This window comes from Maribacter litoralis, from assembly GCF_902506355.1.
Taxonomy (GTDB): domain Bacteria; phylum Bacteroidota; class Bacteroidia; order Flavobacteriales; family Flavobacteriaceae; genus Maribacter; species Maribacter litoralis.
This window is the reverse complement of sequence record NZ_LR733271.1, coordinates 249,929-267,335: the sequence shown is the minus strand read 5'-3', so window position 1 is coordinate 267,335 and position 17,407 is coordinate 249,929. Positions and strand designations below refer to the sequence as shown.

Sequence of the window (17,407 nt, the reverse complement as noted above, 5' to 3'; positions counted from 1 at the left end):
ATGTTCTAATTTAAATTGAGTTTAAAAACGCACCCCGTTAAGGGTGCGCCTTTTTGATGAAAACTAACTCAAACAATAAAATCTTAAATGTCATCTGCCATAGTAATCTCTAAACAGAAAGCATGGTTGCCTGCTTTTTTGCCAAGATCATCTATGATTAGACCTTTATTGGTCTGCTTATATTCAATAGGATGTTCACTACCCAACAATTTAATATTTTTTATTTCTAGGTCTTTTACATTTTCATTACCTAGGGCTAATGATTTAATGGTTACGGCGTTATTCTCGGGCCATGCTAAAAGAATGGCATATAGCTTGTTTCCTTTTTTAGTGAATCTAATATCTTGAGATGTAAATCCTTTATTATCGCCCTCAGAGTGGTGTCCTTTTTTTACTTCCGTCGGTCCTTCACCAAAAACGGTCCAATACTCCGTATTATAAATAGCATCACCATTTACTTTTAACCAATCGCCAATTTCAAAAAGTATTTTTTGTTGATCTTCTGGAATAGTACCATCAGCTTTTGGTCCTATATTTAAAAGAAGATTTCCATTTTTAGAAACAATGTCAACTAAATCATCGACCAATTCATTGGTATTTTTAGACTCCCAATTGGTAACATAACCCCAAGAGTTTTTACCGATAGAAGTATCTGTTTGCCAAGGTAGTTTTCTAATTCCCGGTAATTTTCCTCTTTCTAAATCGTAAATAACCGTTCCTTCAGGAAAAGCTTCATGATCAAAGTTTTTGTCATTGATAACCACTTCCTTGCCCCATTCTATTCCTTTATTATAGTAATATGCCGCTAGTTTTGGTCTGTATTCTTTAAAATCAGGAATGTCTAAATAGAAATCGAACCATAGAATATCTGGCTGATAATTGTCGATTAAATCCACCGTTCTGTCCCACCATAACTTTTTAAATTCTTCAGAAACAGGTTCGGTGAGGTCTTTTCCTTTTGCGGAATATAGGTCTGCAAAATCAGGGTCAGTAGTATCGAAATGGTCTTTTTTATTGTAGAAAGACCAGTTAAAAGCATAATGAGAAGAAGCTCCCATAATAAGTCCCTCTTTACGGCCTTCTTTAAATAGCTCTCCTAAAATATCTCTCTTCGGTCCCATATCTACAGCATTCCATCTTGTCGTATTAGAATTGTACATGGCAAAACCATCATGGTGGTCAGCTACTGGAATAACATATTTAGCACCAGATTTTTTGAAAATATCTATCCATTCAGCAGCATCGAATTTTTCGCCTTTAAATAGAGGTATAAAATCTTTGTATCCAAAATCCTTTTGGTCACCATACTTCTCTTTATGATATAGGTACACCTCATTTGGCCCCAGTTGTTGATGTTTTAATTGTGCCGAAAAGGTGGCAGAATCCATATACATTCTTCTAGGGTACCATTCAGAACTATACGCTGGCACGGCATATGCGCCCCAGTGAATAAAAATACCGAATTTTTGATCATTGAACCATTCCGGGTCTTTGTAGTTTTCTTTTATAGATTCCCAATTAGGCTCATAAATTTTCGTTGACTCAACGGTTTCTTTTTCCTTTTTTTCGGTTTGTGATTTACAGCCTACAACTAATGCTAACAATAGTAAAGGGTATACAAAGTACTTGTTCTTGTTCATGTAGTAATCGTTTATTAGAAGTGTTTCTAAGTAAGAGCTGCTAAATTCCGTTTTTTGTTTTATGGAATTCATAACAGATGATTTAATGATTACAACAAATGGTTATCCTTGTTTTTTATTTAGTTTTATATGTATTTCTTTGGGATATATTCAATGTTTAAATGAATAAGGTATATAAAATTCAATTTTTTAAATAAATGAAAAAGTCCCTTTTATACATTCTTTTGGTCGCTGTTCAGTTTTTAATGAGTCAAGAAAGTAGAAAAAACAGACCTAACATCATTTGGGTAATGGCAGAAGATATTAGTCTGGATCTGGCATGTTACGGCACTAAAGCAGTAAAAACTCCTTTTCTAGATCAAATGGCGGCAGATGGTATACTTTTTAATAATTGTTTTGTGACCAATCCCATTTGTTCACCAAGTAGGTCTGCTATGATTTTGGGTACACATCAGCAGAAAAGTAATACCCACAATCACCGCAGCAATAGAGATGTGGTGCTACCAAAACCATTTGTACCGTTTACACAATTATTAAGGGATGCGGGGTACACGACTATTTTAGGGCATAAAGATGTACGTGGAAAAGGAAGAAAAATCGATGTGAATTTTAAACATACACCTATTGGCACTTGGGATGGAGAATCAAATTTTGGTATTTACGATAAATACGATGAGTTTCTGCCTAAAGATGCTCCGTTTTTCTCGCAGATAACACTAAACGTAACCCACCGTGGAGATTGGTGGGATGATATTAGAGCACAATCAAAGCATCCAGTAAATCCTAATGATGTTGAACTTCCTCCATATCTAGCAGACGACCCGGTTATTCGATTAGACTGGGCTAAGTATCTGGATCAGATGGAATACATGGATGCCGAAGTGGGAATGCTTTTTAATGAATTGGAAAGAAAAGGTCTTGCAGATAATACGGTAGTAATCTTTATAGGAGATAATGGTAGATGCAATGTAAGAGGTAAAGGCTATTTACATGATTCAGGATTGCGAATTCCGCTATTGGTAAAGTGGCCAAAAGGAATTGATAAAGGACAAATAGATGACAGAATAATTAGCTCAACAGATATAACGGCAACGATTTTAGATTTGGCAGGTATTGAAAAACCTGATTTTATGACAGGTAAATCGTTCATGGATAAAAAGTTTGACCGATCAGAGGTATTTGCATCTCGCGATTTATGGGATGAAATTCCTGAAAAAAGCAAAGCGATAACGACCGATAAGTTTAAGTACATACGAAACTTTAAGCCAGAAATTCCTTGGGATGCCCATCAAGCATACTTAGAATTTTATAGACCTGCAATTCATGTAATGAGAAGGTTAAAAGAGGAGGGTAAATTGAATAAAAACGAATCGATTTTCTTTGGAGTAAAACCAACAGAAGAATTGTACGATTTGGAAAAGGATCCTTTTGAACTACATAATTTGGTTTTAGATCTCGAATATGCAGCGGTTTTGCAAAAAATGAGACAACAGACATTAGATTATAATAATGCCTTTACACCGGTAACGGAAATTTACAATCCCGTACACGCAGAATCGGTAGATGTGTTAGACTGGGTAAAAAAAGAAAAGCCGGAAGACTATAAAAGAATGTTGGCAGGGGAGGAAATAGGCTTTCATAAAATGTTAAACGAGTATAAAGCAACCAACTAATAATTATGATGAGTATGACAAACAGAACATTAAAACATCTAGTAGGTCTTTTAGCCATATTCCTTTTTGTAGCATGTGCGGATAAGAGCGAAAAAAAAGAGACAGAAGAAGCAGAAATTAAGCAGCCAAATATTGTTGTTATTTACTTAGATGATTTAGGTTATGGAGATGTAGGTGCTTACGGAGCTACCGAATTAAAAACACCTAATATGGATAAGCTAGTAAATGGTGGCGTTAAATTTACCTCGGGCTACGCAAGTTCTGCAACATGCACTCCAAGTAGATATGCCTTACTTACGGGCGAATATCCTTGGCGTGTTAATGCACAAATATTACCCGGTACGGCACCGTTAATAATAGATACAGAACAACCGACAGTGCCTAAAATGCTGAAATCGCAGGGCTATAAAACAGGTATAGTGGGCAAATGGCATTTAGGATTAGGAAATGGTAATGTAGATTGGAACCAGGAAATCACACCCGGTCCCAACCAACTAGGTTTCGACTATTCGTACATATTAGCTGCCACACAAGATAGGGTGCCAACGGTTTATATAGATAACGGCAAGGTTGATAATTTAGACCCTAACGACCCTATAGAAGTTAGCTACAAAACCAATTTTGAGGGTGAGCCAACAGGTAAGGATAATCCGGAATTGACTACTATGAAATGGCATCATGGCCACAACCAGAGTATTGTTAACGGCGTACCAAGAATTGGATTTATGAAAGGTGGCGAAGCAGCAAAATGGAGCGATGTAGACATGGCAGACCATTTTCTAGAAAAAGCTAAGGAATATGTTTCGAATCATAAAGACGCTCCGTTTTTCTTGTACTATGCGTTACAACAACCGCACGTGCCAAGAACCCCACATCCCAGATTTGTAGGTGCATCGGGTATGGGACCAAGGGGCGATGTAATCGTAGAAGCCGATTGGATGATCGGTGAGTTTTTAAAGGAGCTGGAAAAACAAGGTATATTGGAAAATACCTTAATAGTATTTACAAGCGATAACGGCCCCGTACTTAATGATGGATATTACGATGATGCCGTAGAAAAGTTAGGTGATCATAATCCAAGAGGGGGATTAAGAGGAGGAAAATACAGCCTGTTCGAAGCAGGAACAAGAGTGCCATTTTCGGTCTATTGGAAAGGAAAAATAGCACCGAAAACATCAGACGCGTTGGTGTGTCAAATAGATCTTTATGCATCTCTTGCAGCATTAACGGGAGCTGAATCTAAGCTTCCTGACAGTAAAAACTTGTTGGATGTTTTTATGGGTAAATCTGATGAGGGCAGAGAACATTTGATCATAGAGGCTGGTGGTAGAACGGCTTTAAGAAAAGGAGACTGGGCGTTTATACCCCCATATCCAGGCAGTACCATTAACACTCAGGTGAATATAGAATTAGGGAATGATGAGTCGTATCAGTTATATAATCTGAAAAACGACTTAGGTCAACAGCAAAATATAGCTGAAGAAAACCCAGAAAAACTAGAGGAACTCAAAACAGAATATGAAAACATTAGAGGAATAAGTAATGCAACTGTGCCAGAGTTGGAATTGCATTAAAAATAGTTGTTAGTTTAATTTTTTGAGAAGCACCCGAGAGGGTGCTTTTTTTTTGAAAAAGAAACTAATCTCTAGCATAAATTCTTTAGCAATAACAAATGTTCTAAACCATGCCACACATGTTTTAAAAGTTTTACCCATAAGAAACTAACACTTAGTTTTAATGAAATAGAGCTTTAGAACACATTTATGACCAAACATATTAAATCCTTGATTTTATTATGGTTAACTTGTTTTAGTTTAACCGTAAACGGACAACAGGCGAATACCAAATCGAAACCGAATATCATTGTCATCTTAACAGATGATCAAGGTTGGTTAGATGTCGGGTTTAATGGTGCTACAGATATTCCTACACCAAATTTAGATGCCTTGGCGAAAGATGGTGTCATTTTTAATAACGGCTATGTTTCGCATCCTTATTGTAGTCCGTCTAGAGCGGGACTCTTAACTGGCAGGTACCAAGCACGTTTCGGACATGATTGCAATATGCCATATGATGGCGAGAATGACGCATCCGTAGGTACTCCTCTTTCTGAAAAGATGATTTCAGAAGCTTTAAAAGAACAAGGTTACGCAACTAGTGCTATTGGAAAATGGCATGTAGGTGACCATCCAAGTCTACAACCGCCAAACCAAGGTTTTGATCATTGGTTCGGCTTTGCTGGTGGATCAATGAATTATTGGGGAAAATCTAACGGTCCGCTACGAACAATATTCCGAAATAATGTAGAAGTACCAGAAAAAGAATTATCGTATTTAACCGATGATTTTACCAAGGAAGCCATCACTTTTATGGAAGAAAATAAGGGCTCCCCATTTTTTATCTATTTGGCATACAATGCACCACATGCGCCAGACCATGCCACGAAGCAATACTTAGAAGAAACCAAACATATAGAGTATGGCGGTAGAAGCGTATATGCCGCCATGGTAAATGGGGTAGATGCCGGTGTTGGTAAAATAAATTCGTATTTGCAGGACAACGGACTCAAGGAAAATACCATTTTAGTTTTCTTGAGCGATAATGGGGGGCGTGCCAATCATGCATCAAACGGACCCAACAGAGGTCATAAAGGAATGCTGTTTGAAGGTGGTATAAAAGTACCCTTCTTCATGGTTTGGAAGAATCGGATAAAAGCCGATATAAAATATGATGAGGTAGTAAGTTCTTTGGATCTGTTTCCTACACTATTATCTGCAGCTGGAGGTAAAACTGAGAACGAAAAACAGTTAGATGGTGTAGACCTTCTTCCCTTTTTAGAGCATGTAAATGAACAACCGCATGAAACACTATTCTGGCGGTCAGTTGGCGGATTTGAATATGCAGTTAGGCACCATGAATATAAATTGTACAAAAGTGCCTATAAGAACAAAACCATGTTGTTCAATTTAAAAACAGATGCCTTGGAGCGGTATGATATAGCTACAAAGCATCCTGAGATTGTTTCAAAATTAGAAGCCCTTTATATGGAGTGGGATAGTAAAAATGTGGCACCAGGTTGGGTAGATCCACATCCAGAGAATGTTATTAAAGAAGAGAAAAAATACAAAGCTATTCGGCAGAAATCACTTAGACCAAAAAGTTAGGTATATGAATGTAAATACACAATTTCCCAGATCCTTAGTATTGTTATGTACTGTGCTGATCTTTAAAATAGTACAAGCTCAAGAACAGCCTAATATTATTTTCATTTTAACCGATGATCAGAGTTATGGTATGATGGGGTGTACCGGTAACAAAGTGGTACAAACACCAAACATAGACAAGTTGGCAAAAGACGGGGTGCTATTTACCAACGCGCACATTACTAGCGCCATTTGTACCCCAAGTAGGGCAAGTATTTTAACCAGTCAGTTTGAGCGTAAGCACGGGATTAATTTTAATTCGGGCACCAGCATGTCTGAAGAAGGATGGAGCAACACCTATCCTATGGTATTGCGTGATAATGGGTACTACACGGGTTGGATAGGTAAAAACCATTTGCCGGTGGGCGATGGTGGTTATGCCAGCGGATTAATGGATAAGAGTTTTGATTATTGGTATGCCGGTCATGGACATTTAAGCTTTTATCCAAAAGACAGACACGAAATTTTTAAAAATGCATCAGATGATACACAAGTAGAAATTATTAGCGAGGGAGTTTCAGATTTTTTATCCAACGAACAAAAATTGCAAGGCGCACAAAAGTTCTTAGATCAAAGACCAAAAGATAAGCCATTTGTACTTTCGGTGAACTTTAATTTACCGCATGATGCAAGTGCATCTACCATGGCGCAGCGCTATAGTGATGATGATATTTACAAAACCTTGTATAATGATGTAAAGCTGGATTTACCCAGAAACTACATTGCCAAAAAAGATATTGAACAGCCAAAACTACCACCGGAAATTCATAAAACAGGAGATAGACAAGAAGGTTATAATTATGTAGATACACCCGAAAGCTTGTTGGCCCGCTACCGATTAAAATTACAGGCGATGACGGGCATAGACTGTATGGTTGGAGAACTAAGAGAAACCCTAAAGAAACAAAAGTTAGACAAGAATACGATTATCGTTTTTACATCAGACCATGGCTTGTTTATGGGTGAATTTGGTATAGGTGGTAAAGCCTTATGCTATGAGATTACTACGCATGTACCGTTAATTATTTATGACCCTAGCGAGAAAAAACAGAACCGAGGTAGAACGTCCGACGCTCTTGTACAAAGCATAGATATTGCGCCAACTTTTCTTAAAAAAGCAGGTATTACAGTACCAGATACGTATCAAGGTAGAGATTTATCACCACTATTATCAGAAGAGGTAAACGACGTCAGAGACTATTTATACACAGAAAATTTATGGTCTACCCAGTTTGGGAATCCAAGATGTGAAGCAGTGAAGGATAAACGCTGGAAATATATTCGCTACTACAAAAACGAAAATTTTTCTGCACAAAAAAAGATTGAGACCGCAAAGAAAATGGGTATTAAGATGACGGCGATGCTGTACAAAGTTCATGATCCAGATATCGCCTTGTATCGTTCGTTTGTAGAAGGTCCTTTACAAGGCGAACAAGCAGTTTACGAAGAGTTGTTCGATTTGGAAAATGATCCAGACGAAACCACCAACTTGGCTCAGTTAGCCCAACATGCTCCGGTCTTGAAAAAATTAAGAGCTGTGTGGAAAGAGAAAATAACATTTGCCAGAGGAGATGAAGCACCAAAAGTATTGCGATATACATCGGACAGCGAAGCGGAACGTGGCGTAATTATAGAACCAAAATAATTCACAATTTATCAGAAATGACAAACCAAAACACCAACAAGGCACTATTAGGTCTTTTAATCATACTCTTGTTAACTACGAGGGCATTTTCACAAGAACTTCCATTCGGGTATCCAGATTCGAAACGCACCAAGGTAAGTATTAATCAGGGTTGGAAATTTCACTTGGGTAATCCAAATGCTTCCTACTACGAAACCAATACGGATGATACTTTTTGGGAAACCGTAAATGTTCCCCATACGCTGGCATTAACATCGTTGGCTTTAGATGGTTTGCAAGATGAAAAAACACAACTAGAATTTCATAGAAATGTTGGTTGGTACAGAAAAACCATCGCTGTACCGAAGAATAACAACAAGGTGTTTTTAGAATTTGAAGGCGTACACCAAGTAACCGATGTTTGGGTAAACGGTAAGCACGTTGGCAAACATGGTACAGGTGGTTACACACCGTTTCATTTTGATATTACGGGCTATGTAGATAAGGGAAAGGACAATCAAGTAACCGTTTTGGCAGATAATAGAAGAAGTATGGTGGTTCCGCCAGATCCAGGTCCTTTCGATTATGTAAAATTTAGTGGTCTGTATAGAGATGTGTATTTGGTTGAAAAACATCCGGTGCATATTGGTTTCAATTGGGAAGCCAAGCGTGCAGGGGTAACCATAACAACACCAACGGTAGATGTGGTGAATAAGACCGCGACGATAGATATTAAATCCGTAGTAAAAAATAAAAGCAATTCACCGGCAAAAGTAACCGTGGTAACAAGAATAATAAATGCAGAAGGGCTCGTGGTTCTCAAGCTGACTGATGATGCAACCATTGCGCAAAATAATGATTATGAGTTTGACCAAATTGGTAGTTTAGAAGATAATGTTCAGTTGTGGGATTTAGATAATCCTTACCTCTATCGTGTAAATACAGAGGTTTTGGTCGATGGTAAACCTGTAGATGTTGTCGAAAATAATCTGGGCATTAGAAAATTTGAATTGAATGCTGATCGTGGTTTTATGCTAAATGGAAAACCGATAGAACTAATGGGGTTCAACAGGCATCAGCATTATCCATATATAGGCGATGCTGTACCAGATGCACTACATTATAAAGATATGTTGCAGTTTAAGGAGTTCGGTTTTAATATCATGAGAACGGCACATTACCCGCAAGATAATGCCATTTTAGACGCCTGTGACAAGCTGGGTATTTTGGTGTATGAAGAAGCACCGTCGTGGATATCGATGAGCACGGATAAAGAATGGTGGAATAATTTTGAGCAATCGGAACGTGTTATGATTCGAAATCATAGAAATCATCCTTCCGTAATTATTTGGGGAGGAGGTATAAACCATAGAGGTTATGTGCCTCTAGCCCATAATACAGCTAAGCAAGAAGACCCGACAAGGCTTACCGCGTCGCAAGGTTCGCGATGGACGGGCTGGCAAACATCGGGTCTAACGGATATCAATGCCAATATGCTTTACGGACCTTTCATTTGGGATCGTTCAGAACCAATGTTCGCCATGGAAGGTCGCGTTGGTCCAGAAGCTTTGGCTCCTTTCAGAAAAGATTCGTTAATGACGGGTTTAATCTCTTGGACTGCCCATGCGTATTACACCTTTCATCCAACTCATGATAAAGCGTCCAATAAAATTGACAGAACTAGAAGTGGCGGAATGACCATTTTTAGAAACCCTAGACCAGAGTTACATTGGTACAAGGCAGAGCTTAGAAAAGAACCTTTTGTGTATCTATTGGAAGCGTGGAAAAAAGGTCAAGATTCCATCACGGTTTTTAGTAATGCACAAAGTGTGGAATTGAGTATAAATGGTAAAATTATTGAAACTAAGTTCCCATCAAAAGACACTATTTATGATGGGTTGCATCATGCTCCGTTCCTATTCAAAAATTTAAAATATGCAGATGGGGAAGTAAAAGCCAAAGCCATTTTTAAGGACGGAAAAACAAAAGAGGTAGTTCATAAAACTGCGGGTCAACCTTATGCCATAGAATTAATGCTAGATACCGTAGGTAGACAGTTTACCGCAGATGGTGCCGATATACTTATGGCATATGCCACAGTGGTAGATAAAAAGGGAACTCCAATTACAGATTATAAGGGTAAGGTGAGTTTTTCTGTCAACAAAAATGCAACGGTTGTTGGCGATGGAGCCGCTATTAATGCCAACCCTATGTTTACTGAATATGGTATTGCACCGGCATTGATAAAAGCAGGTACTACAGCTGGTGAGGTCAAAATTAAAGTTAGTGCCAAAGGCTTGAAATCTGCTAATGCAACTGTTCCATTAACGTCATATAATCCAAATGTATTGGCATCGGATGCAAAACCTATTTACGATTTTAAGAAAGTTAGAATAGACATAGGTGCCAATGACCAATTAGTACAATTTGGTTGGGATTTTTGGAACGGAAATGGCGAAGAAAAGAAGAGCCATAAGCTGCCTGAATTTAATAATGCGGAAGTAAGCTTAGCTACAAACAGTACAGATGGTGTATTGCGTTGTCTGGGTGAAATGAATGTTATTGGTAAGTATGGATTTGTATATGGAGATGGTGTGCTTTGTATTGACGAAAAAGGGCTAAGCATTAATTTTAAAGGCTTGCCAAAGGGTAGTTACAAGTTGACCACGTATCACCATGCACCACAAAGCAATTCTGATGAAATGGATCCAAATAAGGAGAAGCTCAAGGAAATTAAAATATTGAATATTCCCTACGAGCGAAAATTAACTGTAACTGCAGGGGACAATTCCAAAGAGGTTCTGGTAACCGAAGGAAAAATGATGCAATTCAATGAACCAGGGAAAAATACAATCTTATTTACTGTAAAGGATGAGGGAACAGCGGAAGTAAGTATTCAAGGCACCACGGGAAAAGGAATTTGGTTAAACGGAATAATATTACAGGAATGGAAGAAGTAAACAGTTCACTGGCGAAAAACAAATTACGTATAACTACAATAGTATGTTTGCTGTTCATATTGTTCGGTATGTTCACTGGTGAAGTAAAAGGACAAAATTATAGTCCCGAAAAGGAAGATGTACGTGTGGGTCCGCCAAAACCACCACTGGGAAAAAGATGGGTAATGAATCCGGATTTTTCAGATGAATTTAATGGTACAGAGTTGGATACTACCAAGTGGTTAGATCATCACCCTACATGGATAGGGCGTGAACCAGGTTTGTTTATGAAATCGCAAGTATCTGTAGCTGACGGTTATTTGCAATTGAAAGGGGAGAAAATGGCAAAAGACACCGTAATTAAAGCATATGGCAAAGAAATGACCTTTTCAATTGCAGGAGCTGCGGTAGTTTCAAAAAAGAAAACCCAATTTGGCTACTTTGAAACACGGGTAAAAGCGGCAGCTACGACTATGTCTACCACATTCTGGTTTTCTACCGTAGGTAGTTTTAAAGGACCTAATGACTGTGATGCGTATGGTCTGGAATGGGATATTCATGAATCGGTTGGTAGAACGGGTGATTTTAGCGGCGATTATTTTGCAAGTGGAATGCATTCCAACAGTCATTTTTGGTATACCGATTGTGGAGGGGAACGACATGATCGTAGAGCGGCGCAAGTAAGATTTGAAGATGATGAAGTAACTTCCGAAAATTTTCATGTTTATGGTGGCTGGTGGCGAAATGAAAGTACTGCAAGCTATTACTATGACCATCGCGAACCTAAGCATCAAAAATTTTATGATAAGGTAAAAGAAAAACCTTTTGATCAGCCCATGTATATGCGCTTGGTGTCTGAGACCTATCCTTTTCCTTGGATAGCGCTTCCCGATGAAGAAGAACTTTCTAATCCACGTAAAAATGTGGTGTATTATGATTGGGTACGAGCCTATACCTTAGAAGATATTTCAAAAGAAGTAGCATATCAACCTTTAGAAAAGCAACTGCAGTTATATGAAGAGAGCGTCATTTTTGATACCGTTGCGATAACTGTAAAAAATACATCGAACATAGAGATTCCTATTTCCTATAAGGCAAATAAATCACGACAACTAGTGCTAGAAATCTATGATAACGATGATAAAAAAATAGCGACAGATAAGGTGAAATTGCTACCAGGTTATGGTCATTTTCGTCATAATCTACAATTGGAAAATACTTTGCATATGGGCGGTGAATATAGGCTTCTAGCAAAGTTACAGCCCATAAATGAAGAAGATAAAACCATTTTGGATCGCAACAACCTAATTTTAAAATTCAAGTAGGTCAATAATCTACTTTCAAAACCATTTATAACCCTAAATGGGTCATTTGTAGTGTTGTTTTCGAGCAAATCGTACTATTCTTGTTAAGTACCTAATTGTTTATTATGGGTACTTAGGCTCCAAATAGTAAAGACTTGAAAACACGTTTAGATAAGATTTAAAATAGTACAAATGAAAAAATACATTGGTAAAAAAATAGGTGTGCTGGCTGTAATTGTTGGTGCAAGTATACAGTCAAACCTTCATGCACAAACTGAACAGTATGAAGAAAGTTGGGAATCTTTAGCCAACGTGAATGCTACGCCAGATTGGTTCTTAGATGCAAAATTGGGCATTTATGCACATTGGGGTCCGGTTTCAAGTGCATTTGAGGGTATTGAACCGAACAAACATTATGCAGGTTGGCATGGTATGATGATGTATCACGACGGAAAAATTATTGAAACAAAAAATGGTCAACCAAGTAACAATTACATCCATCATAAAAAGAAATACGGAAAGCCTTCTAAAAAGGGATATATAGAAATTATAGAAGATTTTTCTCCCACAGCCTTTGATGCCAAAGAATGGGCGGATTTATTTGAAAAATCGGGGGCACGATTTGCAGGCCCTGTAGCTATGCATCATGATAATTTTGCAATGTGGGACAGTAAAGCGACCCGTTGGAATTCTATGAATTATGGAGGTATTGATCCATCTGCAGCACTAAAAAAGGAGATAAATGATAAAGGAATGCGTTTTATTGGGTCATTTCACCATGCATTTACCTGGAAATATTTTGGTCCTGCACATGCTCACGGTAACATAAACCCGAAGGATTACGACTTGTATACCAATCCGCATAGTTTGGACAATGACACGCCAGATGAGGCTTTTATGACCGCATGGTGGGCAAGTTTAAAAGAATACATAGATAAGTACCAACCAGATATTATTTGGTTCGATTGGTGGTTGGAGAATTTACCGGAAGAAGACCGACTTAAATTTTTAGCCTATTACTATAACAAGGGCAAAGAATGGGGCAAAGAAGTAGCGGTTTGTTATAAAGAAGCAACCTTTAACGAAGATGTCGCTATTAAGGATTATGAGCGCGGTAGACCAAATCAACCAAAACAAAATGCTTGGTTAACCGATACGTCTCCCGGAGCTTGGTTCTATAGACCAAATGCAAAGTTTAAAACAGCTAATGAGCTCATAGATATACTTGCGGATATTGTAGCTAAAAACGGATTAATGTTATTGAACGTACCACCAAACCCAGATGGAAGTATTCCACCAGAAATGCAACAATTACTAACAGATATGGGATCTTGGTTAGCAATTAATGGCGAAGCTATTTATGACACGCGCCCATGGACGGTATTTGGCGAAGGACCAACAAGGTTGCCAGAAGGTGGGCACAAGATAGAGGAGAAATTAAAAATTGAATACGTAGAAAAAGATATTCGGTATACCAAAAAAGGCGATAAAGAAATTTTTGCCATTGTTTTAGATGAGCCTAAAGGCGAGATTATCATGAAAACCCTATCTACGGATATCGGAGCGTTAAATTCTGCCATACTGGATGTGCAACTAATTGGTAGTACCGAGAAACTAAAATGGGAACGCAACGAAAAAGGCTTAATAATTCAAAAACCAACATCATTTCCTTCGGAATATGCGCATGCCTTTAAAATTACTTTAGAAGGTTATAGGGAGAATGATATTGGAGGTGAAATCGAGGCGCATATAGATTAATTTCTGATGGTGAAATATACGGTCTTACTTTTTAAAAAGGTGTTAATAGGTTTATGTTACATAGGCATTGGCTGTATGTTTTCCTTGCAATCACAAGATAGACCCAATGTCATTTTAGTACTTACCGATGACCAAGGTATTGGAGATTTAGGGGCACATGGCAATCCGTGGTTAAAAACACCGGAAATAGATGCCTTTTATGATGATGCCGTACGAATGACCAATTTTCATGTATCGCCCCTTTGCACACCTACTAGAGCTGCAATAATGACCGGAAAGTATCCTATTAATAATGGAGCTTGGGCAACGTATAAGGGTAGGGATGCCCTTTCCAATTCGGTGACAATGGCAGATGTTTTTCAGCAAAACGGCTACAAAACCGCCTTATTCGGCAAATGGCACTTGGGGGATAATTATCCAAATCGACCAACCGATGCTGGTTTCGATACAGCCATACATCATTTAGCAGGAGGTATAGGAGAATTGTCCGATTATTGGGGTAATGACTATTTTGATGATGTATATTATGTAAACAACGAACCCAAACAATTTAAGGGTTACTGTACCGATGTTTGGTTCAATGAGACCATAAATTTTATTAAGCAAAACAAAGACAATCCTTTTTTCGTGTATTTGCCTTTAAATGCGCCTCATGACCCGCTATATGTCGATGAAAAATATGCTGCCCCGTATCGACATTTAGAAGGAAAACATATAGTTAGTGCCGATCTCTATGGCATGATAGCCAATATTGACGTGAATTTTGGTAAACTGAACCGGTTCTTAAAAGCGGAGAAATTAGAAAAGAATACCATTGTTATTTTCATGTCAGACAACGGTACACGCTTTGGGTATCGTGCAGCCGATAACTTGGGATATAATAAAGGATTTAAAGGAATAAAAGGTCAGAAGGAAGAAGGCGGTCATAGGGTTCCGTTTTTTATTCGATATCCTAAAGCCAAAATTAAAGGAGGAAAAGACAATAATGAACTGGCGGCTCACATAGACCTTATCCCAACCTTGGCAAATTTATGTGCATTGAATGTGCCAGATAGTTTGAGTTTAGACGGAATCGATTTTTCTCCTGTATTAAAGAATACGAATGCAAGTTTGAGAGAAAGAGCACTATTTCTGCACAACCGACAAGACTGGAGGCCACCCACACAAGAACATGACGGACTCGTTTTACAGAACGAATGGCGATTACTAGAGGGGAAAGAGCTTTATAATATCATTGATGACATAGGGCAAAAGCAAAATCTGGCAAAAGAACATCCGCAATTGGTTAAAGATTTAAAGAGTAAGAATACCACTTTTTATACGTCGGCTATGGCTAATGATGTATTTACCGAGTTACCGGTTACTATTATAGGTTCTGAACATCAAAAAGAAATAAAATTAACCATTCAACATGCCATCGGAGACGATAGCGGTATTTGGAAAACCGAACAGGTGGCTGCGGGCGTAAAAAATAAAAATAATAGGTATGCCATAGAAGTTGCTTCGGCGGGCACGTATAAAATCTCTTGTATGCGCTGGTCAAAAGAAGTCCCTGGTCCTGTTTTAGGAGTACCCAATAAACATCCTAAATCTAATTTTAAGTATGTCGCCATTTCTCCTGATAAGGTGAGGATACAGATAGCCAATCAAATATTGGAAAAAACCATAAATGCGAATGAAGCGTCAATAGATTTTGAAGTGTATTTAGAAAAAGGAAAAGCATTATTGGTAACTGACTTTGTATTTGGCACCGATACCTACGGAGTCTATTATACCTATATCAATAAAATATGATATGCTGCAATTTGGTAAGATAATAAGGGTAATAATTAGTGATTGCTAAGTACGTTTTAGTTAATTATACTTGGGCGTTGTATTGTATAACTATTTGTTGTTGAGCGTATTGATGGTTTGTACAGTTCATGTCTAGTTGTAAAATAAGGTACATTCAGAATGGTATTATAAATTCCCACTTTGAATTATGCATAATTATTTTGCTAAAAAAATTAATTAAATCTAAATTTTTATTTGATAAATGAGAATAATTAAAACATTACTAGGTATTTATGTTTTATCGGCATTCGTAAGTTGCCAAGAAAATACGGTAAAAACATCCGAAACTGATCAGAACAAAGAGGACAATATGTCTATTACCCAAGAGCAAATTGACCACTTGGGTATAACCGATGTCGACCATTTAAGTGCTGCGTCAAAAAGAGCATTGGCCTGGCCTACTGATTTGGGGGATGAGTGGTTTTTAGAATTTAATCAATTAGAACCATTAAAAGGCGATTTAGCATATGAAGAAGGTGTTATAAGAAGAGATCCAAGTGCCATGATCAAGGAAGATGGTAAATACTATGTGTGGTACTCAAAAGGGGTAGGACCTACTCAAGGTTTTGATGGTGATATAGAAAATGAAAAAGTATTTCCTTGGGATCGTTGCGATATCTGGTATGCTACATCAGAAGATGGTATTACATGGAAAGAGGAAGGTATAGCGGTAGCAAGGGGTAAAAAAGGTGAATATGATGATCGCTCGGTATTTACGGTAGAGATCATGAAGCATGAAGACATGTACTACCTAAGCTACCAGACCGTTAAATCACCTTATAATAAAAGAGTGAAAAATCAAATTGGTTTGGCATGGTCTACTTCACCTAACGGACCTTGGACTAAAAGTAAGGAACCTATTTTAAGTCCCGCAGACAATGGTGTTTGGGAAGGCGATGACCCTAATGATCGCTTCGCCGTTAAGAAAAAGGGTGATTTTGATAGTCATAAAGTACATGATCCATGTATTTTACCTTTCAATGGTAAATTCTATCTGTATTACAAAGGAGAGCAAATGGGAGAGGAAATTACTTTTGGGGGGCGCCAAATAAGACACGGTGTTGCAATAGCCGAAAATCCTAAAGGTCCTTATGTAAAATCACCTTACAATCCTATCAGTAACAGCGGTCATGAAATTTGCGTATGGCCGTACAACGGTGGTATAGCATCTTTAATAACCACCGACGGACCAGAGAAAAATACAATACAATGGGCAGAAGATGGCATAAACTTCAACATCATGTCGGTAATTCAAAGTCCGCCACATGCTATTGGTTTAAATAGGGCTGTAGATAGCGAAAAAGAACCTACCGCGGTATTGAAATGGGGGTTGACTCACGTGTATAACAGTAGAGATTACCAAAGTATTATGCGATTTACATCACGTAAAAAGAAGAAGTACTAACAGTGTATTTTCGATATGAAAACTAATG

10 protein-coding genes are annotated in these 17,407 nt (G+C 38.0%); 9 read left to right on the top strand and 1 reads right to left on the bottom strand.

What is annotated here, in order from left to right; all coding sequences use genetic code 11:
- Positions 1-83 precede the first annotated feature (83 nt).
- Positions 84-1,640 carry an alpha-L-fucosidase gene (locus EXIGUO8A_RS01135; protein ID WP_159304370.1) on the bottom strand — a complete coding sequence of 519 codons (1,557 nt, stop codon included), beginning with the start codon at positions 1,638-1,640 and terminating at the stop codon, positions 84-86.
- A gap of 197 nt (positions 1,641-1,837) precedes the next feature.
- Here EXIGUO8A_RS01135 and EXIGUO8A_RS01130 point away from each other — a divergent pair, with 197 nt between their 5' ends.
- The 9 genes from EXIGUO8A_RS01130 to EXIGUO8A_RS01090 all read left to right on the top strand — a co-directional run bounded on the left by EXIGUO8A_RS01130 (position 1,838) and on the right by EXIGUO8A_RS01090 (position 17,379).
- Positions 1,838-3,313 carry a sulfatase-like hydrolase/transferase gene (locus tag EXIGUO8A_RS01130; RefSeq protein WP_159301619.1) on the top strand — a complete coding sequence of 492 codons (1,476 nt, stop codon included), beginning with the start codon at positions 1,838-1,840 and terminating at the stop codon, positions 3,311-3,313.
- A 14-nt stretch (positions 3,314-3,327) separates the two neighbouring features.
- A complete protein-coding gene (locus tag EXIGUO8A_RS01125) occupies positions 3,328-4,887 on the top strand; it encodes a sulfatase family protein (protein ID WP_159301618.1) in 1,560 nt (519 codons plus the stop codon).
- A 189-nt stretch (positions 4,888-5,076) separates the two neighbouring features.
- On the top strand, positions 5,077-6,477 hold the full coding sequence (locus tag EXIGUO8A_RS01120) for a sulfatase-like hydrolase/transferase (RefSeq protein ID WP_159301617.1): 1,401 nt from the start codon (positions 5,077-5,079) through the stop codon (positions 6,475-6,477).
- A gap of 4 nt (positions 6,478-6,481) precedes the next feature.
- The gene (locus tag EXIGUO8A_RS01115) at positions 6,482-8,161 is read left to right on the top strand and encodes a sulfatase-like hydrolase/transferase (RefSeq protein ID WP_159301616.1); all 1,680 of its coding nucleotides are present in this window, start codon (positions 6,482-6,484) and stop codon (positions 8,159-8,161) included.
- 17 nt (positions 8,162-8,178) lie between these two features.
- Complete coding sequence (locus EXIGUO8A_RS01110; RefSeq protein WP_159301615.1) at positions 8,179-11,100, top strand: glycoside hydrolase family 2 TIM barrel-domain containing protein; 2,922 nt, start codon at positions 8,179-8,181, stop codon at positions 11,098-11,100.
- Positions 11,088-12,404 carry a family 16 glycosylhydrolase gene (locus EXIGUO8A_RS01105; RefSeq protein WP_236564407.1) on the top strand — a complete coding sequence of 439 codons (1,317 nt, stop codon included), beginning with the start codon at positions 11,088-11,090 and terminating at the stop codon, positions 12,402-12,404. Before EXIGUO8A_RS01110 ends, EXIGUO8A_RS01105 begins: the two co-directional genes overlap by 13 nt.
- A 171-nt stretch (positions 12,405-12,575) precedes the next feature.
- Positions 12,576-14,141 carry an alpha-L-fucosidase gene (locus tag EXIGUO8A_RS01100; protein WP_159301614.1) on the top strand — a complete coding sequence of 522 codons (1,566 nt, stop codon included), beginning with the start codon at positions 12,576-12,578 and terminating at the stop codon, positions 14,139-14,141.
- 75 nt (positions 14,142-14,216) lie between these two features.
- A complete protein-coding gene (locus EXIGUO8A_RS01095) occupies positions 14,217-15,935 on the top strand; it encodes an arylsulfatase (RefSeq protein WP_159301613.1) in 1,719 nt (572 codons plus the stop codon).
- Positions 15,936-16,284: 349 nt separating this feature from the next.
- Positions 16,285-17,379 carry a glycoside hydrolase family 117 protein gene (locus tag EXIGUO8A_RS01090; protein ID WP_407658225.1) on the top strand — a complete coding sequence of 365 codons (1,095 nt, stop codon included), beginning with the start codon at positions 16,285-16,287 and terminating at the stop codon, positions 17,377-17,379.
- The last annotated feature ends 28 nt before the right edge of the window (positions 17,380-17,407 follow it).